The sequence below is a fragment of the Stagnihabitans sp. genome, from assembly GCF_964946895.1.
On sequence record NZ_CBBQHX010000010.1, the window covers coordinates 77,976 to 98,004 of the forward strand.

The window sequence follows — 20,029 nt, forward strand, 5'->3', positions numbered from 1 at the left end:
TGCCACAGTTTCGACCCAATGATTTGACGTTTCGTTAACGGGCATGTCACGCAATAGTGACGTGGGTTGCTGCACAGTTTGCGGCAACAGCAGGAGGTTGAAATGATATCGTCTCAGGTGTCTGAGGACGTCGTCCAAGTTGCCCTGGTCGCCGTGGGTAGCCACCCCGGGCTGGCAGTTGGTCCATTGTCGCAACATTTTGGCCTGAAGACGACCGAGGCCGAGGTCTTGTTGGCGCGGGGGTGCGGGGTGATCGCCTCTCGTGTCCCGCGGTTCCAAGCCAGCGCTGCGGTGCCCGTTCTTGCGGCTCTGGGGCTGCAAGTGGCGATTCTGCCGATGGACGCGGTGCCGCTGCCAGAGCGATTTGACCTTTCCATTCGCGTGAAGGACAGCGCCGCGATCCCCTTTGTCCGGCAGGTCCTGAAACGGTCGGGTTGCACTTATGAGGCCAAACCTGAGGATTTCTTTGGACCGGCAGGGCTGGAGATCACGGACCTTGCGCAGGTCACGGCGGAAGACTGTGCCGCTGCCTTGCGGGCCGGGTCTGGGGTCAGCGTAAGGCTGTGCGCACAAAGCCAGGCGGTATATGATGTCTTTTTCGCAGCCGGCAGATCTTCGGAAGAGATGGCGCGGGTTCTCAAGCACGTGTCGCTTCTGGCGCTTTCGCCGATGGATCACTGCCCGGCAATCGCCGCGGGCTTGGACCGTCGCATGCTGACCTACCTGCTGGCCTGCTTTCCAGAAGCCGGATTGATCGGCGTCAATCAGGTATTTCAGCGCTATGATCTGTCGATGCGGAGTTTGGGCCGTCTGTCGATCCTTGACCTGAGCGATTTTCTGGCCACGCGGGGTCTTGCCACCAAAGACGCCCTCAAGGCGGTGCGGTCGCCGCAAGGCTTGCGCCTTGACGCCGGGCTGAGCCGTGCCGCTGCTCTTCAGTTTGTGGCGGACTATGCGATGATTGGATTGAGTGTTCGCGCCGATTTGGTGCGCGCCTGACTGAAAACCCATAAAATGCCCGCAGTTAAGCCCGGATTCATGCAGATCCACTAAGCTTGGCCTTGGGTGAGACTATGGGTGTGGGAATGGCTGGGCAATCAAATGCCGCGCCAGTCATCATCAAACGCAAGAAGGTCATAAGCGGCGGCGGTCACCACGGTGGGGCGTGGAAGGTTGCCTATGCAGACTTTGTGACGGCCATGATGGCCTTCTTCATGCTGATGTGGCTTTTGGGCGCGACGACGGAAAAGCAACGCAAGGGAATCGCGGACTACTTCAATCCGACGATTCCGATCAACCGCGTCTCGGGCGGCGGCGATGGCGCCTTTGGCGGCGATTCGATCTTCAGTGATCAGACCTCGGCCAAGAATGGCACCGGACAATCGGCGGCTGCCCCCGGTGATGAGCAGAAATCCGGCGGGGCCGGTGGTACGGCCGCGGGCGAGGACAAGGCCGCGCAGGATGATGCCCTCAAACGTTTGCAAAGCCAGCTGGAGGGCAAGGGCGGTGAAAGCCAGACGATGCAAAGTCTGCTCAGCCACGTGGTAACGAAGGTCACCGATGAAGGTTTGGTGATCGAGATGTTCGATGTCTCAGGCAGCCCGTTGTTTGCCGATGATACCGCAGCGCCAACCGACACTTTGAAGGGAATTGCCGCACTTTTGTCGGATGTTCTGGGACAAACGAAGAACCAGATCGCCGTGGAGGGCTATGTCCACGCTTATCCGGTGATGATGGTCAAGAATCCGACCTGGGACCTGTCGTCCTCTCGGGCGCAGGTTGTGCGGCAACTGCTTGAAAATGCAGGCATGTCAACCGAGCGTATCTCTCGCGTCAGTGGTCATGCCGACCGAAAGCCTGTCACTGCCGACCCGACGGCCCTGCGCAACAACCGGATCGAGGTGATCCTGCTGCGCAAGGATCGGTAAGCGATTTGGATTTTACCTGTTAGGCTAATCTTAAGTCGGAGCGTGCAGCCTGTCCTCACAAGGTCGAGCTGCAGAAAGGCGCTATCGATGACGATTTCCTCTTCGCTGAATGCGGGGGTGGCAGGGTTGAACGCGAATGCCAACCGTCTGGCAACCATTTCGGACAACATCGCGAACTCCTCTACCTATGGCTACAAACGTGCCACGTCCGATTTCTACTCGGTTGTGGTGCATGGTGACCTCAGCACGTCCTATGCCGCGGGCGGCGTGCGGTCGACCAGCTACCGGCTGATCGATGAACATGGGCCGCTGATCGGCACCGCCAACGCAACCGACCTTGCCATCGACGGGCGCGGCTTCATGGCCGTCACCACGATTGACGCCGTCAATCGTGGTGTGGGCGATTTGCCGATTTCCCTGACCACGACCGGCTCCTTCAAAGCCGACGCAGATGGCATCCTGCGCACGCCAACAGGGCAGGTGCTGATGGGATGGCCTGCCAATCCGGACGGCACTTTGTCCAACTTCCCCCGCGACACGATGAAGGCGATGACACCGGTCAAGCTGGATCAGAATCAGTATGTATCCAACCCGACCACGAAGATGTCGCTGGGGGCCAACCTGCCCGCCACCGCGACGGAGGCCGGAGCCAATGGCCAATCCTACCAGATGTCGGTGCAATATACGGGCAATCTCGGCACACAGGAAACGCTGCACTACGTCTTCACGCCGACCGTCCCATCCAGCGGCGCCTCCAATACCTGGGACATGACGATCGCCGATTCCGCGTCGGGCAACGCGGTGATCGGAGAATATACGGTGGCTTTTGACAGCTCGCAAAGCTCGGGCGGGACGCTGGCTTCGGTGACCACCGTGTCGGGTGCGGATTACGATCCGAGTACGGGTACCATCCCCCTCGCCGTTGCTGGCGGCAATGTGGACCTGAACATCGGCGCCGTGGGCGTGACGGGTGGCATGACACAACTGTCGCAAAGCTTTGCCCCGATCGGCAAGGCCACCAACGGGACGCCAGTTGCCCGTCTTGTCGGGGTGGATATCGACGACAACGGATATCTGCATGCCAATTACGATCAGGGCTTTTCCAAGGTGATCTACCAGATCCCTGTGGTTGACGTGCCAAATCCCAACGGGCTCAGCTCGCACAGCGACCAGACCTATCAGATTTCGGCTGAATCCGGACCCTTTTACCTGTGGGACTCGGGCGATGGTCCGACGGGCAAGATGGTTGGCTATAGTCAGGAACAGTCCACCACCGACGTCACGTCGGAACTGACCAACCTGATCACAACGCAGCGGGCCTATTCGTCGAACGTCAAGGTGATCCAGACGGTCGACGAAATGCTGCAAGAAACCGCGAACCTCAAGCGATAGGGGGCTTAGGTGACCATTGGCGGCACCCTGGCCAGCGCACTTTCCGGCTTGACGGCAGCGTCCAAGCGGGCGGAGTTGGTATCCTCCAACATCGCCAACGCCACGACCCCCGGCTACGGTCGCCGCACACTGGATGTGACGTCGCAGGTTGTGGGCACCAGCGGGCAAGGCGTGCAGATTGTTGGTGTCAGCCGCGCCGTCAACCAGCCGCTGATCAGTGACCGCCGCCTGGCCCAATCCGCGCAGGGTGACGCGGATGCGCGGACAGCCTTTTATCAGCGACTTGAAACCCTGATGGGCACGCCTGATCAAGCCTCGTCGATCAACGGCCGCGTTGCCGCGTTCAACTCGGCCTTGACGGAGGCCATTTCGCATCCGGAGTCCGAGCCCCGCTTGAGTGCGGTTCTGGATGCCGCCAAAGGGATCACAAGCAGCATTGCGGCTGTTGGCAAGGACATTCAGTCCGCCCGTACCGCGGCTGACGGCGAAATTGCGGCACAGGTGAAGCAGTTGAATGACGGGCTGGACAAGGCCTCCAAGCTGAACGTCCAGATCCGCAAAGGCTATGGCGTGGGCCAGGATACTGCCGCCTTGCAAGACCAGCGCCAGCAGGTGATTGATCAGATCTCGCAGATCGTTCCCCTGCGGGAGGTGCTTCAAAAAGACGGCTCGGTATCGCTTTATACGACCACGGGGGGTGTCCTTCTGGATGGTGTCCCATCGGTTTTCGGGTTCAATCCGACCTCAGGTGTTTCTGCGGCGATGACCTTGCAGTCGGGCGGCCTGTCGGGCCTGACCCTGAACGGGGTTGCAACACCGACCGCAGGCGCGTCCTCGGTCATTCTCGGGGGATCGCTGTCCGGAAACTTCGCCGTTCGCGACGATCTGGCAGTCACCGCGCAGTCGCAGATTGACGGTGTGGCGCGGGATCTGGTCGAACGCTTTCAAGACAGTGGGCTGGATGCCACCCGGGCACCCGGCGATCCGGGCCTGTTCACTGACAAAGGCGCGGCGTTTGATCCCGCCAACGCGCTGGGTCTGGCCCAGCGGCTGATGGTCAACAGCGCGGTTGATCCCGGTCAGGGCGGCGCCTTGTGGCGGATCCGCGACGGTTTGGGGGCCAGCTCGCCCGGAGCCGTTGGGAATACGGCATTGTTGACCGACCTGAACACCGCCTTGACGGCAGAACGCAGTCCTGCCTCTGGCGGTTTCATGGCTGGCGCCCGCAGCTTTTCGGTCCTGACCAGTGATCTGCTTTCTGTGACCGCCTCCAACAAACTCTCGGCGCAAGGCGACTCGACCTATGCCGCGACGCGTCTGGAAACCTTCACCTCGATGGAGGCGCAGGGGGGGGTCGATACCGATCAGGAAATGCAGGATCTCTTGCAGATCGAGCAAAGCTATGCGGCCAATGCCAAGGTCATCAAGACCGTGGATGACATGTTGAAAACCCTGATGGATATATAAGATGCCCAGTATGACCGTCGGCGATATGGCGCAGTCCCTGATCCTCAGCCGTCAGGGAATGAACCTCAAGACCGCCATGCAAAAGCTGTCGACCGAGGCGACCACGGGTCTGGTGTCGGACCAGACCGCACGCCTGCGCGGCAACTACGTGCCCATCGCCGGGATCGAGGCTAGCCTGACCCAGCTTGACGCCTACTCGACGGTAACCTCCGAAACAGGGGTCATTGCCAGCGTCATGCAAACCGCCCTTGGCACGATCTCGGATCAAACGAGTGCCCTGAGTTCGGCTTTGCTGGCGGGGGCGTCGGGAGCCACATCGACCGTGCAGATCGACACATTGGGCAGTGACGCGGCGCACCGGCTTGATACGGTGATGTCGGCGCTGAACACCAGATTGGGCGAAAGGTCGCTTTTTTCAGGCCAAAGCACGGACAAGACTTCTGTTGCCAGTGCCGATACCATGCTGACAGCGCTGCAAACGGCCGTCACCGCTTCTGGGGCAATCTCTTCCGCAGACGTCCAGACCGCGGTGAACGCCTGGTTCGATGATCCCAATGGTTATGCGGCGACGGTCTATCAGGGTGGAGCGCCCTTGGGCCCCGTCCCCGTCAGTCCCGATCAGACTGCGCAGATCGATGTCACCGCCAAGGACCCTGCGATCATCAACACCTTGAAAGGCCTTGCCATGGGAGCGCTTTTGTCGCGTGGCGTGCTTGCCGGAAGTGACGTGGCACGGGCCGATCTTGCCAAGCGGGCCGGCGAAAGTCTTGCCGGGTCCCAGACCATCATCGCCCAACTTGGCGCACGTCTTGGCACGACGGAGGCTACGGTCGAGAATGCCGCCACCCGCAACGACGCTGAGAAGAATGTGTTGCAGACGGCGCGGTTGAACCTTCTGTCGGTAGACCCTTACGAGACGGCTGCAAAGTTTCAAGAAACCCAAGGCCAATTGCAGACCCTCTATGCCCTCACCGCGCGTGCATCGCGCCTCAGTCTGGTGGATTTCCTGTGATACTCCGCGCCCTCTGTGTCTCTCTGGTCACGCTTCTGACCTGCCCTGCGGCAGCAGAAGCCATCCGAATCAAGGACTTGGTAGAGTTTGACGGTGTTCGTGGCAATGACCTTGTCGGCTATGGTCTGGTTGTTGGCCTCAATGGCACTGGCGACGGTCTGCGCAATTCGCCTTTCACCGAAGAGATCATGTCCAACCTATTGGAGCGTCTTGGCGTCAACGTCACCGGAGAGCAGTTCCAGCCCAAGAACGTGGCGGCTGTCTTCGTGACGGCCTCGCTGCCCCCCTTCGCGCGGGCTGGCGGACGGATCGATGTGACGGTTTCGGCGATTGGCGATGCGAAAAGCCTGCTCGGGGGGACACTGGTGATGACGCCGCTGAACGGGGCGGATGGACAGATCTATGCGGTTGCACAGGGGACAATCATCGCCGGCGGTGTCTCGGCTGAGGGGCAGGCCTCGAAAGTGACCGAGGGTGTGCCAACTGCAGGGACGATCCCCGCTGGAGCGCATGTCGAACGCGAGGTGCAGTTTGATTTCAGCCAGATGCATTCGGTCCGTTTGGCTTTGCGGTCGCCAGATTTCACAACGGCCTCGCGGATCGAGACCGTCATCAACACAGCCTTTGGCGGCAATGTGGCGCTGATGCAGGATGCCGGTACCGTTGCCCTGAACATCGATGCCACACATATGGACAGCCCGGCCCATGTCATCGCCAAGGTGGAGAACCTGACTGTAGAGCCTGAAGCGCGCGCCCGGGTTGTCGTGGATCAACGCAGTGGCACCATCGTGATGGATGACGACGTCCGCATCAGCCATGTCGCCATCGCACAAGGCAACCTCACCCTGCGGGTCGATGAGATGCCGCAGGTCGTGCAGCCAAACCCGTTTGCCCAAGGTGAAACCATTACCGTGCCGCACACCAATGCCGATATCCAGAACGCCCCCGGCACGGGCCTGGCCGAGGTTCAGGGCGGTACCAGCCTCTCACAGGTTGTAGCCGGTCTGAACGCCTTGGGTGTGGCGCCGCATGACATGATCGACATCCTGAAAAGCATCAACGCCGCCGGCGCACTTCATGCCGAGTTCCTGGTGAACTGACCGATTCAAGCAAAGACGGCCGCGCCGCCGGGCGAGGCCTTCTGGCACCGGAGCGCGAAGGGTCGCTGTCAGCTTCCGGCGTAGCTGCGAACCAAAGCGCTAGAGATGAGGGTCCAGCCATTGGCCACGACGAAAAAGGCCAGTTTGAATGGCAAGGAAACCACTGCCGGGGGCACCATCATCATCCCCATCGACATTAGGATGGCTGCCGTCACCAGGTCGATGATCAAGAACGGCAGATAGATCAGAAATCCGATCTGAAATGCCCGCGAGATTTCTGACAGCATGAAGGATGGGACCAGAAGCGAGAAGGGCGCATCGGCAAGTTTGGCTGTCTCGCCCGGACGCAGCGCCTCAAGGGCTGCGAAGGTATCGGGATTGGTGCGGTTGGCCATGAAACCGTGAAAAGGGGCCGCGATCAAGGGGATTGCCTGCTGCACTTCGATCTGACCGGAGGTCAGCGGCTCAACCCCCTTTGTCCAGGCCTCGGTGAAGACCGGGTCCATGACGAACCAGGTCAGGAACAGCGCAAGGCTGACGATCACCATGTTTGGGGGCGATTGCTGCAGGCCCAATGCCTGCCTCAGGATGGACAAAACCGTGACGATGAAGGGAAAACAGGTCACCATCACCGCCAGACCGGGCACTATGCTGAGCAGGGTGACCAGGGCGATGATCTCGACCGATCGGGTCGCCAAGGAGGAGTTGTTACCAAAGTCCAATGACACCGATTGGGAAAAAGCGGGTGCGGCGGCCAAGATCAGCACAACCGCCAGAGCGGCACTCCGTTTCACAACCCACCCCGGAGATTGGCCACCTCGGTAAGGCGCACGGCAAGTTGCCCGGCCTGATCACCCTCCATCTCCTGCAGCTCGCCACGCGCGATCAGCCGGTCACCGACGTAAAGTTCCACGGGGTCATCCACCCGGCGATCCAAAGGCAAAATGGCGTCGCGGCTAAGCCGTAGCAGGTCTTTCACCATCGGGCGCGCCTTGCCGACCGAGATTGTGACTTCGATTGGCACCTGTGCGAAGGGGTTCGAGTCGGCGGGATCATCCATTTGGTCTGTCCTTTCCGGGAAGGTCGAAGAAGCCGCGCACGGCGGAGGTGATGTCAGCGGTAGCCTTGTCCAAGTCGACCTGCGTCTCCACAGTGCCGAGGCGAAGGTAGACCTGCCCTTCACCCAGGGTCGGCTCCTCCTCGATGGTCAGCGGAAGGCCCGTCGCTTGCTCCAGAAGGGCTTCGACAGAGGCGCGGGCGGCGGGGTTGATCACCAGTGTGACCGGCGCATCGCCCAGTCCTTCTGCCAGCGGCATGAGGGTTTCCAGAACGAAGGGGGCGAGGGTTTCCCGCGCAATCTCGGGCAAAAGCTGGCCGACGATCTGCAGCAGCAAAGGCTCCACCGCTTTCAGAACATGCGTGCGCGCCTCGTGATAGGTGAAGCTGAGGGTCTGCAGATTGCGCGCCAGTTCAGCACGGATTCTGGTCTGATCTTCGGACATCGCAGCACTGGCGTCATCCCAGCCGGCCTTGTAGCCCGTCTCGTATGAGGCCAGCTTTTCATCCTCAAGCGCCACACGGTCCAGAACAACCGTATGGGTCTTTTGCGGCTTTGGTTCGGCGTCAAAAACCTCGAGCTTCAAGGCCATCAAACCGGCTCCTCGTCATGTTCCATCCAGGCGCGCAGGATCTCGATCGACTCTGCCTGACGCTCTTCGATCAGGCGACGCAGGCGGGCGACGGGATCGGTTTCGACGCCCGTCATGGCGGCTTCCTGTTCGGAGAAGTCAGCAACTTGCGGGAAGATGCCGCCGTCGTCGATTTCCCCATTCAGGGCAACGGGTGCGGATGAACTCAAGCCATTGGGCAAAGCAAGGGGCGCTAGAGGGGGCTGCAACGCGGCGGCCGCTCGACCCGACGAGGTCAGAATGGGCCGGATGACGAAAAGCCCCAAGATCAATGCAACGAAGGCCAAAATCCCCAGCTGGATCATCGACATCAGATTGATCGGGCCCAGTGCCGCCATGAAGCCGGATTCCGCAGCGGTGCCTTCGACAACTTGCTGGTCAAACGGCAGCGATTTCAGGGTCAGGACGTCGCCGCGCGTGGTATCAAGGCCAACGGCAGAGGCGACGAGTTCCTTGAGCGTTGCAAGCTCGGCGTCGGTTCGGGGTTGAAAGGTCACTGACCCGTCGGCGGCCGTGACCTTCTGTTGGTCGACAAGCACGGCGACAGAAAGTTTTGCAACCGCTCCGGGTGTCTTGATGACCTGACGATTGGTCTCGGACACCTCGTAGTTGACTCGCTCGGACTTGTCGGAGTTCTGGCTTTGGTTCGTTCCGCCGGGCCCTGCAGCCCCCGTCGGCAGGTTCGACGCGACAGTCACGTTGCCATCCGCGCCTGTCGAGGATCCGGTCTTGTCCTGCGTTTCCGTCGAGATGGCGACCTTCCCCTGCGGGTCAAGGGTGCGCTGATTGACCTCTTCGCGGTCGGTGACAAGGTCGACATTGACCTCGACTACGGCCTTCCCAGGGCCAACGCGTGCAGCCAGAAGGCGTTCCACGTTCTGCTTGATTTCTGCCGCCTTCGCGTCGCCAGCTGTATTGGGTGCTGCTGCATCTGTGTCGGAGGGAATCAGCCCCGCCACCGAGTCAATCACGGCCACATCGTCTGGCTGCATGCCCGACACGGCCCCGGCGACCAGATGACGGATCGCGTTCGCCTGTTCGGCCGACAGGTGACCCGACCGGGTTGTGACCGTGACGCTTGCCGTGGGTTTGCTTTTGTCTTGAAACAGTTGGGTCGGTGCCTGCGCGATATGGACCCGCGCCGCCTTGACCTCTGGCAGCGCCAGAACCGTACGCGCCAGTTCACCTTCCTTCGCGCGCCAATAGGCGGCATCGAACATCTGCGAAGTCGTGCCAAATCCTGAAAGGGAATCAAGCAGTTCGTAGCCGGTCCCACCGGTTGCCGGAAGGCCTTGCCCGGCAAGGGTCATTCGCAGACTGTCACGTTGCGCCTCATCGACATAGATCGCATCACCGCGAATCTCATACTTGACGGCCTGCGCATCCAGCGCCGTCACAACCGCCCCGGCCGAAGCGCTGTCGAGCCCGGAATAAAGAAGCGCCATGTTGGCCTGCCCCGCCAGACGCGCGAGGCCAAGAATGGCCAGAAACATCGTGACAGTCGCGCCAATCACGATGGCGCGCCGCTGGTTGCTGAGATTGGTCCAAAGCGAAAGCAGATTCTGCACTGTCGTCTCCGTTCAGGGCTTCTGCCCCTCACCGCCACTTTGAAGGGTCCGTCTTAACAATCGGTTAGTAGGAATGGGTCTATCTTTGTTCTCATAGCGAGGATGGAGGTCCCTTTGGCCGAAGCCGAAGTGCCGCAGGATGCGGCCCCCAAGAAGAAGTTGAAATTGCCCCTGATCTTGGGGCTGGTGCTGTTCCTGAGTTTGGGCGGGGGCGGGTTCTATGCCGTCTACTCCGGCATGATCCTGGCGCCTGCAGCCGCAAGCAAACCGTCGGAGGACACCAAGGACCCACCAGCCATCGCCTTTGTGCCACTTTCGTCCGTGACGATCTCACTGGGCAAGGCAGCAGATAACCATCATCTGCGCTTCACCGCGCAACTGGAGGTGGCCAAGGACAAGGTTGAGGAGGTCACCGGCCTGATACCCCGCATTCTGGATGTACTGAACGGCTACCTGCGTGCCCTAGAGGTGGCTGAACTTGAGGACCCCGATGCCCTCGTGCGGCTGAGATCGCAAATGCTGCGCCGCATTCAGATTGTCACCGGTGAGGGGCGCGTTCGCGATCTGCTCGTCACTGAATTTGTGCTGGATTGAGAGGGTCACATGAATCTGATTTCTGATATTCTTCTCTCGGCCGGGGCTTTTGGGGCCGCGATCTATTGTTATGTCCTGGGGGCGCGACTCAAGAAGTTCACCACTTTGGAAAGTGGGATGGGCGGGGCAATTGCCGTTCTGTCCGCACAGGTGGATGACATGACCAAGGCGCTGGACAAGGCACGTCTGGCCGCCACCGGCTCGGCCTCCAGTCTGGAGAATCTCACGACTAGGGCCGAGGGGGTGGCGGCACGGATTGAACTGCTGCTGGCCTCGATGCACGATCTGCCCGAACCCAATGCACCATCGGCTTCGACCCAGACCGAACCTGGCGAAGAAGCGGATCGCAAGTTGCGGTTCATTCGACGCCGATCTGCGCGCAACGACCTGGAGGCGGCCGAATGAAGGCGCGCAAACCACAGTCCGGCCGCAGCGTTCTTGTTGTTTTGTCACTGATTCTTGCTTCCTCCGGGGCCTTGCGATTGGGCTCCGGCATTGGTGCGGCGCTGGCCAATTCGTCTGTGGAATCGGCTGCAGCGCCCTTGAACTGTCCGACCCCGCCAGCTGCCTTGGCCGCCGCACTGGCCGGGCGGGAGGCGCAGGTCAAGGCCGAGGAGGCGGCAGCTGCAGAAAGGATGGCGGCCCTGAACTTGGCCGATCAGGCGATCACCAAGCGCATGGACGAGTTGAAGGCGGCTGAAGATGAGCTCAAGAAAACCCTCGCCATTGCAGACGGCGCCTCCGAAAAAGACTTGGCCCAGCTGACCGCCGTCTATGAAGCCATGAAGCCGGCCGATGCTGCGGCCCTGTTCCAGACGATGGCGCCCGAGTTTGCTTCCGGTTTTCTTGGTCGGATGCAACCCGCCTCTGCCGCCGCGATCATGGCGGGCATGAAACCGGACAAGGCCTATGAAATCTCGGTTCTTCTTGCTGGTCGCAATGCTCTGGCGCCGAAGAACTAGGGTCAGGGTTTCTTAACATCGGCATGTCAAACTTGCCGGGGGTAAAAGAAGGTAGGGGCTGATCATGATTGCGATCGTCGGCATCATAATGATCTTTGTCATGGTCTTCGGCGGATATGCTTTCGCGGGCGGCAAGATGGGGATCATTCTGGAGGCTCTGCCGCATGAAATGATCGTGATCGGTGGTGCCGCAATAGGTGCCTTCCTTTTGGGAAACGATTTGCCGACGGTCAAGCAGGCCGCCAAGGACCTCGGCAAAGTGTTCAAAGGCTGCAAATGGAAGCCCGCCGACTACCGCGATCTGCTGGCACTTTTGTTTGAGTTGGTGCGAATAGCGCGCTCCAATCCGGTGGCGCTGGAAGAGCATGTTGAAAACCCTGATGGGTCGAGCATTTTTGGACGTTTCCCGAAGATCCAGCATGACCATGATGTCGTCGAACTGATCTGTGACACGTTGCGCGCCGCCTCGATGAACTACGACGACCCGCATCAGGTGGAAGAAGTTCTCGACAAGCGGATGGAGGAGGCGCACCACCATGCGCTCCATGGCAGCCACGCTTGGCAATCCATGGCGGATGCCATGCCCGCCATCGGGATTGTTGCCGCTGTGCTGGGCGTGATCAAGACCATGGGCTCGATCGACCAGCCACCAGAGATCTTGGGCGGCATGATCGGCGGTGCGCTTGTCGGAACGTTCATGGGTGTATTTCTGGCCTATGGGTTCATCGGCCCCATGTCCTCTCGCATCAAGGCAGTGGTGGATGAGGACAACTATTTTCACCAACTGATCCGCGAGGTTTTGATCGCCAACCTGCATCGTCACCCGCCAAATATCTGCATCGAAGTCGGCCGCCAGAATACGCCGCATCATGTGCGCCCAAGTTTTTCCGACGTTGAAGCCGTGTTGCGCGGGTTGAAACAGGAAAACGCGGCATGAAAGTGCTGATGGCCCTTCTGGTCGCGCTGGTTTTGTTTCCTGTGGCAGCATTGGCAGGGCCGGCTGTTGTCACCTCTGGCGACCATCCAGGTTTCACCAGGCTCGTGGTGCGTTTCGATGGCCCGGTCAGCTGGCAGGTTGGGCGGGCTCTGGATGGCTACATTCTGCGGGTTCCCGACAAGCGACCCACTTACAACATGACGAATGCCTTTGCCCTGATCGGGAAGAGTCGTCTCGCCGCGTTGTGGTCTGACCCCAACACTGGGGACCTGCACTTCGGCATCGCCTGCGCGTGCTATGCCATGCCCTTCGAATTTCGGCCCGGTATCGTTGTTGTGGATTTGCACGATGGCCCGCCGCCGAAAGGATCCTCCTTCGAACAGCCGCTCGACGATCACGTGCCGCCGGCTGAGGTTCCTGGTGCAACGACACCGCCGACGGCCGAACCATCCTCCGTTTATGACTGGACCATGGTCAAGGGTGCCGGTCTTGATGCTAATCCCGGTCTTCTTGTGCCCTTGAAACCTTTGTCGGTTGATCTGGGTGCCGTCGATACAGGGTTGGAACCCTTGCGATTGTCGTTGATCGAGGAGATGAGCCGAGGTGCCTCCGAGGGCATTGTCGATATGGCAAAACCCAAATCGGTTCCGCAACCTGCTCCGGGCGCGGCCGATCCTTCAGTCCAGATCCACCTGGGAGAGACGCCGGATCTGATCATCCGGCAAAAGGGAATTGGCGAAAGTCCGTTGACGGCTCAAGGTGCAGCATGCGTTTCTGATCAGGCGCTTGACCTTTCTGTTTGGGGATCTAGCCGCCCAGTGGCTGATCAGATCGGCCCCGAAAGGCAAGGTCTGACGGGAGAGTTTGACAAACCCGATCCGGATGCAGTTACCCGTGCGGTACGGTTCCAGCTTTTCATGGGTTTTGGTGCTGAAGCGCGCGAACTGGTGCGGACATTTCCAGAGAATCTTCCCGACAAAGGGATATGGGACAGCATGGCCCGCATCCTTGACGATGAACCCGACCCGGCGCCGGTCTTTTCGGGGATGGAGGACTGTGACACAGCGGCAGCCCTTTGGTCTACCTTGGCCGATCCCAACGCCAAGCCCAGTGGCGAAGTGGGAAAAGCATCTGTGCTGAGAAGCTTTTCGGCATTGCCGCCGCATTTACGGCGTCTGTTGGGGCCAAGATTGGTTGATCGGTTCTTGGCTGCCAAGGATATGACGGTTGCGACAGCCTTACGCGATGCCGTGCTGCGTGCGCCGGGGGACAATGGCCCGGAGGTTCTTATGATGCAAGCCGCCATGAGCCGTGCGGCTGGTCAGCCGGGCGAGGCGGAGGCAAGGCTTGAACCCTTGGCCAGCAGCGCCGGCCCCGCCTCGGCAGACGCTTTGGTGGCCTTGGTCGAACAGCGCGTCACACTGGGGCAATCTGTTGATTTCTCTCAGGTACAGGCACTTGAAGAGCTGCTCAAAGAGCGCAAGGACGGGCCTGACGCGGGCCGATATCACCACGCGCTGCTGCTGGCCCGTGCCGCCTCCGGTGATTTTGATCATGCCTTTTCCGAGCTGGCTCAAGTGCCCGATGCAGAGGCTTCTCTGTGGCATGTGCTGGCCGTTTCGGGACCTGACAGCGCGCTTCTTGAGCATGCAACTTTGGCACCAGGGGATGCCCCGCCCCTCGCCGCCAAACAGAATGCTTCCCTGATCGCTGATCGTTTGCTGGGCCTTGGGTTTGCGGATCAGGCGGCAGAATGGCTCAAGCTGGATGATCAGGCGCCAACCCTGTTGAAAGCGCGCATGGACTTGGCGCAGGGGAATGCCAAGGATGCCCTAGCGCTGCTGCAAGGGGATGACTCGGCCGCGTCTCTCGCGGTGAAAGCCAAAGCCCTGCAGGACATGGACAATGAAAAAGCTGCGGCAGAAGTCTTTGCCAAATTGGGAAAACCTGACGAGCAATGGGCTGCGGTGAGCCGGTCTCAAGCTTGGGACACCCTTGCTGTGTCGGGACCTGATCCTTGGAAGGCCGTCGCTTCGATTGTTGCAACTTCACCGGCTGCTGCTTCTGGGGCGAAGCCGGGCGAGGGGCCGTTGGCCCGCAACAAGGCCTTGGTCACCGACAGTGCCTCCACGCGGGACGCCATCACCTCCCTGCTCAACGCAGTAAAATCACCCTTACCCCAAACTCAATAGCCGGCCCCTTACGCTTTGGTAAGCTTTGCGCGCTAGGCTCAAGACCGGCGGCCAAGAATTGGTCAACACCGGGTGAAAGCATTGAAAAGAAATGATATCTCCCCAATCGTCGGCCTATGGATCGTCTGCGTGGTCTTGGCCACTGCGGCACACGCGGCGCCGGGGCTCTTATGCGACAATGCCGCCGCAATCGCCGCTCAGTCGACCGGCGTCCCCATAGACATTCTGCTCGCAATCTCCCGGGTGGAGACCGGGCGCAAAGCGGGTGGTGCGCTCAGCCCCTGGCCATGGACGATCAACGCAGATGGCAAGGGCGCGTTTTACGATACAGAGGCTGAAGCCGTCGCCGCCGCACAGGCGCATCTGACTGATGGGACCGGCACGTTCGACATCGGTTGCTTTCAGCTCAATATTCGTTGGCATGGACAGGCGTTTTCCACATTTGAAGACATGTTTGACCCTCAGAAGAACGCAGACTACGCCGCGCGGTTCCTGAAATCGCTTTACCAGAAGACAGGGTCCTGGGCCGATGCGGTGGCGTCCTACCATTCGCAGTCGCCGGATCGTGCGCAGGCGTACCTTGATCAAGTGAAAGCCGTGCTGGAAACCCCCGATGCGCCCAGTCCGCCAACGCCAGTTGCCTTGCCTCGAGAAAACACGTTCCCTTTGTTGCAATCCGGGGCGCAAGGCAGCTTTGGCTCGGTTGTGCCTTTGATCTCCGCGCGTGGGCCGTTGATCGGGGGAAATTCCTGATGCTTGGCCTGAAAATCGACCCCGCAACGCTGTTCCGCCCAACGATCCTTCTTGCCCTGGCTTTGATGGGGGTCATCCTGATGATGGTCCTGCCCGTCCCATCTTGGGTGCTCGACATCGGTCTCGCGCTGTCGTTTGCCTTGGCAATCCTTATGCTGACGGTCACGCTTTTCATCGAACGTCCGCTAGAGTTTTCGGCGTTCCCAACCATCCTACTGGCTTCGCTGATGCTTCGGTTGTCGCTGAACGTTTCGTCGACGAAGCTGATCATCGGGCAAGGGCACACGGGAACCGCTGCGGCGGGCCATGTGATCCAAGGCTTTGCAGAGTTCATCATGGGCGGCAACCTGCTGCTTGGGATCGTCATATTTGCCGTGCTCCTGATCGTGAATTTCGTCGTCATCACCAAGGGGGCCGGCCGGATGGCCGAGGTGGGCGCCCGCTTTGCCCTGGACGGGATGCCTGGCAAGCAATTGGCGATCGACGCGGACATGTCGGCCGGGGCCATCACGCATGCTGAGGCAAAGGCACGCAGAGAGCGCGAACTGGCAGAGACGAACTTCTTTGGCTCGTTGGATGGGGCCTCGAAATTCGTCAAGGGCGATGCGGTGGCGGGGCTGATGATTACGGGTCTGAACATCGTCATGGGTCTGATCATGGGCGTCTTTGTTCATGGGATGCCCGTGGCGAAGGCCTTTGAAACCTATGCCATCCTGACCATCGGCGACGGGCTGGTCAGCCAGATTCCCGCGGTGATCATCTCTGTTGGTGCCGCCTTGCTGTTGGCACGGGGCGGCGCGGTAGGGGCGACGGATATCTCGTTCTTCGCACAACTGGGCCGGTATCCCGGCGCCTTGGGGACAGTCGCTTTGCTGATGGCCCTGATTGCCCTCGTACCCGGCATGCCCTTCTTTCCGTTCATGATTGGGGCGGCGGCCCTTGTCGCAGCCGCCTGGCGCGCTCATCGCCGCAACATGACCGCTCCGAAAGAGGCCGAGGCCACGTCCGCGACGCCCCTCAAGAAATCCATCGGGGATGTTCTTGATTTCGACGAGATACACATCGAATTTGCCCCAAATCTTGTGGCGATGGTGCTTGACCCCGCCACGGGTCTGGATGCGCGCATCACGAATATGCGCAACCACATCGCAGCGCAGTTCGGCTTGATCCTTCCCGAAATTCGCCTGACCGACGAGGCGACCCTGAACCCCGGCACCTACGCCATCCGTCTGCAAGGGGTCGAAAAGGTGCGCGACAAGCTGATCCCCGACCGGGCTCTTGTCCTGCTGGGGGATGGCATTTCGGCCCCGGATGGCGTCGACGTGAAAGAACCGGTCTATGGAGCGCCCGCTCGTTGGATCAGACCTGACTTGCAGGAAGATGCGGTCCTCGTCGGGCTGACGGTCGTTTCAGCGCCGGAAGTTCTTGCAACGCATTTGCTGGAAGTCATCAAGGGCAATCTGGCCCGCCTGTTGTCCTTGCGGGGGCTGCGCCGCCTACTTGATGAGTTCACCAAAGTCACCGACACCGCCCGCGCCGACCAGAACAAACGACTGCTTGATGAGCTGGTTCCCGAAAAGGTTCCGGTCGACACCTTGCTGACGGTGCTGCGGCTGTTGTTAGAAGAAAGGGTATCAATCCGCAACTTGCCGTTGATCCTTGAGGCTGCCGCGGAAGCACGTAGCCTTGGCACGCCGGAAGCGATTTGCGAACACGTGCGCCAGCGACTTGGTTTCCAGCTCGTTGCAGAGTTGCGTAGGGATGACGGGACGATACCTCTGATCCAGCTCGCCCCGGAATGGGAAAAAGCCTTCGCCGCCCATCAGATTGAAAGCGACAGAGGGCAGCGGGATGTGGCCTTGCCGCCCGACCAGTTCAGCCGATTGGCGAATGGTTTGGCCGAACGCCTGAACCGCGCCGCCGAGAGCGGGACATTCCCGGCTCTGGTGACGTCCACGTTGCGCAGGCGCTTCTTGCGGACCGTGATGGGCGCGAAGGGCCTGAATGCCCCGGTCCTGTCCTATGAGGAGATCGGCGTGGAAGCCCGGCCGGCCCTTGTGGGTGTGGTGCCGGTGTGAACGACCTGCTGGCGCAAATGATGCAGATGGCGGGGGTCACGCAAGCCTGGCTTTGGGTCGCTGCCCTGGTCTTCTTGCGGGTCAGTGCCGCGGTCTTCCTGATGCCCGCATTTGGAGAGCAATCGGTGCCGCAACGCATCCGGCTGGCTCTGGCCTTGGCTTTGACCGCGATCGTGGTTCCGGCAGTCGCCGAAAGGTTACAGGCCTTGCCGTCGATTCCCTTAGCTGCTGCCGAGGAAGTGCTGGCGGGACTTGCCTTGGGCATTGGGATGCGGCTTTTCATTCTTGCGCTGCAAATGGCAGGATCGATTGTGGCGCAGACCACCTCTTTATCGCAGCTTTTTGGCGGAGCCACGCCGGAGCCGCAGCCCGCCATCGGCAATTTGCTGACCATGGCCAGTCTGGCACTTGGTTTGCGCGCCGGTCTGCACGTCAAAGCGGCAAGCCTGTTGATCCTGTCCTATGCGTTTCTGCCCGCCGGCCATTTCCCCCGCGTTGCAGATCTTGCGGACTGGGGATTGCAAAGGGTGGTTCAGGCAACCGTTCTGGCCTTCTCCCTTGCGGCCCCCTTCGTTATCGCTTCGGTGATCTACAACCTCGCACTGGGTGTCATCAACCGTGCCATGCCGCAGATGCCGGTCTCGCTGGTTGGGGCTCCGGTGCTGATGGCGGGGGCGCTCGTGCTCATGGCGCTCATCGTGCCGGTCATGCTTGCGGTCTGGATGGAGGGGTTTGACGCCTTTGTGGCCAACCCAAGCGGGGCCGGGCCATGAGCGGCGAAGACGACGATGCGGAAAAATCACATGAGCCGTCCCAGAAACGGCTGGATGAGGCGCGAAAGCGCGGCGACGTGCCCCGCTCGATGGAGTTGTCGACGGCGGCGGTCTATGGCGGGGCGGCCCTCTCCGTTGCGATCTCAGGGCAGTATGCGTTGGATCACTTCGGCGAAACTGCGATTGGCATGATCGAACACGCAGACCAGTTGTCGGGGCTGATGGTTGCTTCCGCGCCTGCGCCGGTTATGGGACTGCTGGGCAGTTTTGCAGAGCCTTTTCTGCCTCTTTTCCTGCTGCCGATGGGGGCTGCGATCTTTACCATCGCGGTTCAACGTGGCTTCATCGTCGCACCAGAACGCCTTATTCCGAAATGGTCCCGCATCTCTCCCTTGACCAGTCTGGGTCACAAATTTGGGCGCGAGGGGCTGTTTTCGTTTGGAAAAAGTCTGTTCAAATTGATTGTCGTCTGCCTTCTCGTCGCTGGGATGGTCCCGCAATATGCCAACGCCGTGTTGATGAGCCCGCGCTTGTCGGCGGGGCAAACCGGCCTTTTGATGACGCAGATCATCTTCCACTTCCTGTTTCTTGCGTTTCTGGTCAGTCTCGCCTTCGGGGCTCTCGATTACGGCTGGCAATGGTTGCAGCATCGTCGCCGCAACATGATGACCCGGCAGGAAATGGTGGAGGAGCATCGCGACAGCGAAGGTGACCCCCACATGAAAGGGCATCGGCGGCAAAAGGGGCGTGAAATTGCCTTGTCGCAAATGCTTCAGGATGTGGCTTTGGCCGATGTGGTCCTGGTCAACCCGACGCACTTTGCCGTCGCCCTCAAATGGCGTCGTGGTGACAGGTCGGCTCCGATTTGCCTGGCCAAAGGGGTTGATGAAGTTGCTGCCCGGATCCGCGAAAAAGCGGCAGAAGCTGGGATCCCCATTCACCGTGATCCCCCTACGGCGCGCGCGATCTATGCCACCGTCGATGTCGGCCATCCGATCCGGCGTGAACATTACAAATCCGTGGCCGCCGCGATCCGCTTTGCCGAGGCTATGCGCAAACGCGCGAAAGGCAGATCCGCATGAGCGACCCGGAAAAACTGACGCGTCTGGTAGAGGTCAGCCGCCTGCTGCTGGACACCCGCCTATCTGCGTTGGAGCAGGCCGCTCGCGCCCGCCAGCACAGCTTGGACCGATTGGCCGAAATCAACAAAGCCCCGACGTCGGCGGACCTGTCGTTGATCCCCGCCGCAGAGGTTGCGCTCCGCTACGAGCTTTGGGCCGACCAGAGACGGTCAGAGATCAACACCCTCCTTGCCCGACAGACGGCAGAGTGGCACGAGGCCCGGCAGGATGCCGCGCGCGCTTTTGGCCGCAACCAAGTCTTGGGGAGGTTGAAGGATCGGTTCGGTTAGGCATGGCACGGCGGCGTCCCTTCGCGCAAATTGACCGGTAGCCAGGGTCCCACTTCCCCGGCACGGGCTTTGACAAGGCCGTGCCGGGATTTTCGCTGGCGGGAAGGTCCGTTGCGGCGATCTGTGTGCGCGACACGCCGATTTTCACGATCCGGCCCTTTGGGAGCAGGTCAT

20 protein-coding genes are annotated in these 20,029 nt (G+C 60.5%); 16 read left to right on the top strand and 4 right to left on the bottom strand.

Features of this window, described 5'->3' with window-relative positions:
- Positions 1-102 precede the first annotated feature (102 nt).
- From AC1Y2B_RS08770 to AC1Y2B_RS08795, 6 genes are all read left to right on the top strand, one after another.
- Entirely contained in the window at positions 103-999 is an 897-nt protein-coding gene (locus AC1Y2B_RS08770; protein ID WP_482252698.1) for a hypothetical protein, read from the top strand.
- 86 nt (positions 1,000-1,085) lie between these two features.
- Positions 1,086-1,928 (top strand): flagellar motor protein MotB, encoded by an 843-nt coding sequence (locus AC1Y2B_RS08775; RefSeq protein ID WP_482252699.1) that lies wholly within the window; start codon positions 1,086-1,088, stop codon positions 1,926-1,928.
- Positions 1,929-2,015: 87 nt separating this feature from the next.
- The gene (locus tag AC1Y2B_RS08780) at positions 2,016-3,320 is read left to right on the top strand and encodes a flagellar hook protein FlgE (RefSeq protein ID WP_482252700.1); all 1,305 of its coding nucleotides are present in this window, start codon (positions 2,016-2,018) and stop codon (positions 3,318-3,320) included.
- A 9-nt stretch (positions 3,321-3,329) separates the two neighbouring features.
- Positions 3,330-4,787: a flagellar hook-associated protein FlgK gene (gene flgK, locus AC1Y2B_RS08785; RefSeq protein ID WP_482252701.1), complete on the top strand. Its 1,458-nt coding sequence runs from the start codon at positions 3,330-3,332 to the stop codon at positions 4,785-4,787.
- Between the two features lies 1 nt (position 4,788).
- Complete coding sequence (locus tag AC1Y2B_RS08790; RefSeq protein WP_482252702.1) at positions 4,789-5,799, top strand: flagellin; 1,011 nt, start codon at positions 4,789-4,791, stop codon at positions 5,797-5,799.
- On the top strand, positions 5,799-6,899 hold the full coding sequence (locus tag AC1Y2B_RS08795; RefSeq protein ID WP_482252766.1) for a flagellar basal body P-ring protein FlgI: 1,101 nt from the start codon (positions 5,799-5,801) through the stop codon (positions 6,897-6,899). The genes AC1Y2B_RS08790 and AC1Y2B_RS08795 overlap by 1 nt, the downstream gene beginning before the upstream one ends.
- A 68-nt stretch (positions 6,900-6,967) precedes the next feature.
- On the opposite strand, the gene fliP is transcribed toward AC1Y2B_RS08795, so the two are convergent.
- The 4 genes from fliP to fliF are packed head-to-tail and all read right to left on the bottom strand — an operon-like array spanning position 6,968 to position 10,155.
- A complete protein-coding gene (gene fliP / locus AC1Y2B_RS08800; protein WP_482252703.1) occupies positions 6,968-7,693 on the bottom strand; it encodes a flagellar type III secretion system pore protein FliP in 726 nt (241 codons plus the stop codon).
- The gene (locus AC1Y2B_RS08805; RefSeq protein WP_482252704.1) at positions 7,690-7,959 is read right to left on the bottom strand and encodes a FliM/FliN family flagellar motor switch protein; all 270 of its coding nucleotides are present in this window, start codon (positions 7,957-7,959) and stop codon (positions 7,690-7,692) included. The genes fliP and AC1Y2B_RS08805 overlap by 4 nt, the downstream gene beginning before the upstream one ends.
- Positions 7,952-8,548: a FliH/SctL family protein gene (locus tag AC1Y2B_RS08810; protein WP_482252705.1), complete on the bottom strand. Its 597-nt coding sequence runs from the start codon at positions 8,546-8,548 to the stop codon at positions 7,952-7,954. Before AC1Y2B_RS08810 ends, AC1Y2B_RS08805 begins: the two co-directional genes overlap by 8 nt.
- Entirely contained in the window at positions 8,548-10,155 is a 1,608-nt protein-coding gene (gene fliF / locus AC1Y2B_RS08815; RefSeq protein WP_482252706.1) for a flagellar basal-body MS-ring/collar protein FliF, read from the bottom strand. Before fliF ends, AC1Y2B_RS08810 begins: the two co-directional genes overlap by 1 nt.
- Before the next feature lie 114 nt (positions 10,156-10,269).
- Here fliF and AC1Y2B_RS08820 point away from each other — a divergent pair, with 114 nt between their 5' ends.
- The 10 genes from AC1Y2B_RS08820 (at position 10,270) to AC1Y2B_RS08865 (ending at position 19,855) form a co-directional block, all read left to right on the top strand.
- Positions 10,270-10,749, top strand: coding sequence for a flagellar basal body-associated FliL family protein (locus AC1Y2B_RS08820; RefSeq protein WP_482252707.1), 480 nt, complete (start codon positions 10,270-10,272; stop codon positions 10,747-10,749).
- Positions 10,750-10,758: 9 nt separating this feature from the next.
- On the top strand, positions 10,759-11,154 hold the full coding sequence (locus AC1Y2B_RS08825; RefSeq protein ID WP_482252708.1) for a hypothetical protein: 396 nt from the start codon (positions 10,759-10,761) through the stop codon (positions 11,152-11,154).
- Entirely contained in the window at positions 11,151-11,711 is a 561-nt protein-coding gene (locus AC1Y2B_RS08830; protein ID WP_482252709.1) for a MotE family protein, read from the top strand. The genes AC1Y2B_RS08825 and AC1Y2B_RS08830 overlap by 4 nt, the downstream gene beginning before the upstream one ends.
- A gap of 64 nt (positions 11,712-11,775) precedes the next feature.
- On the top strand, positions 11,776-12,648 hold the full coding sequence (gene motA, locus AC1Y2B_RS08835; protein ID WP_482252710.1) for a flagellar motor stator protein MotA: 873 nt from the start codon (positions 11,776-11,778) through the stop codon (positions 12,646-12,648).
- Positions 12,645-14,840, top strand: coding sequence for a tetratricopeptide repeat protein (locus tag AC1Y2B_RS08840; protein ID WP_482252711.1), 2,196 nt, complete (start codon positions 12,645-12,647; stop codon positions 14,838-14,840). The genes motA and AC1Y2B_RS08840 overlap by 4 nt, the downstream gene beginning before the upstream one ends.
- An 81-nt stretch (positions 14,841-14,921) precedes the next feature.
- The gene (locus AC1Y2B_RS08845; RefSeq protein ID WP_482252712.1) at positions 14,922-15,593 is read left to right on the top strand and encodes a lytic transglycosylase domain-containing protein; all 672 of its coding nucleotides are present in this window, start codon (positions 14,922-14,924) and stop codon (positions 15,591-15,593) included.
- Positions 15,593-17,671 carry a flagellar biosynthesis protein FlhA gene (gene flhA, locus AC1Y2B_RS08850; RefSeq protein ID WP_482252713.1) on the top strand — a complete coding sequence of 693 codons (2,079 nt, stop codon included), beginning with the start codon at positions 15,593-15,595 and terminating at the stop codon, positions 17,669-17,671. The genes AC1Y2B_RS08845 and flhA overlap by 1 nt, the downstream gene beginning before the upstream one ends.
- Complete coding sequence (locus AC1Y2B_RS08855; RefSeq protein ID WP_482252714.1) at positions 17,668-18,444, top strand: flagellar biosynthetic protein FliR; 777 nt, start codon at positions 17,668-17,670, stop codon at positions 18,442-18,444. The genes flhA and AC1Y2B_RS08855 overlap by 4 nt, the downstream gene beginning before the upstream one ends.
- Positions 18,441-19,526: an EscU/YscU/HrcU family type III secretion system export apparatus switch protein gene (locus AC1Y2B_RS08860; RefSeq protein WP_482252715.1), complete on the top strand. Its 1,086-nt coding sequence runs from the start codon at positions 18,441-18,443 to the stop codon at positions 19,524-19,526. The genes AC1Y2B_RS08855 and AC1Y2B_RS08860 overlap by 4 nt, the downstream gene beginning before the upstream one ends.
- Positions 19,523-19,855, top strand: coding sequence for a hypothetical protein (locus AC1Y2B_RS08865; protein WP_482252716.1), 333 nt, complete (start codon positions 19,523-19,525; stop codon positions 19,853-19,855). Before AC1Y2B_RS08860 ends, AC1Y2B_RS08865 begins: the two co-directional genes overlap by 4 nt.
- Positions 19,856-20,029 lie beyond the last annotated feature (174 nt).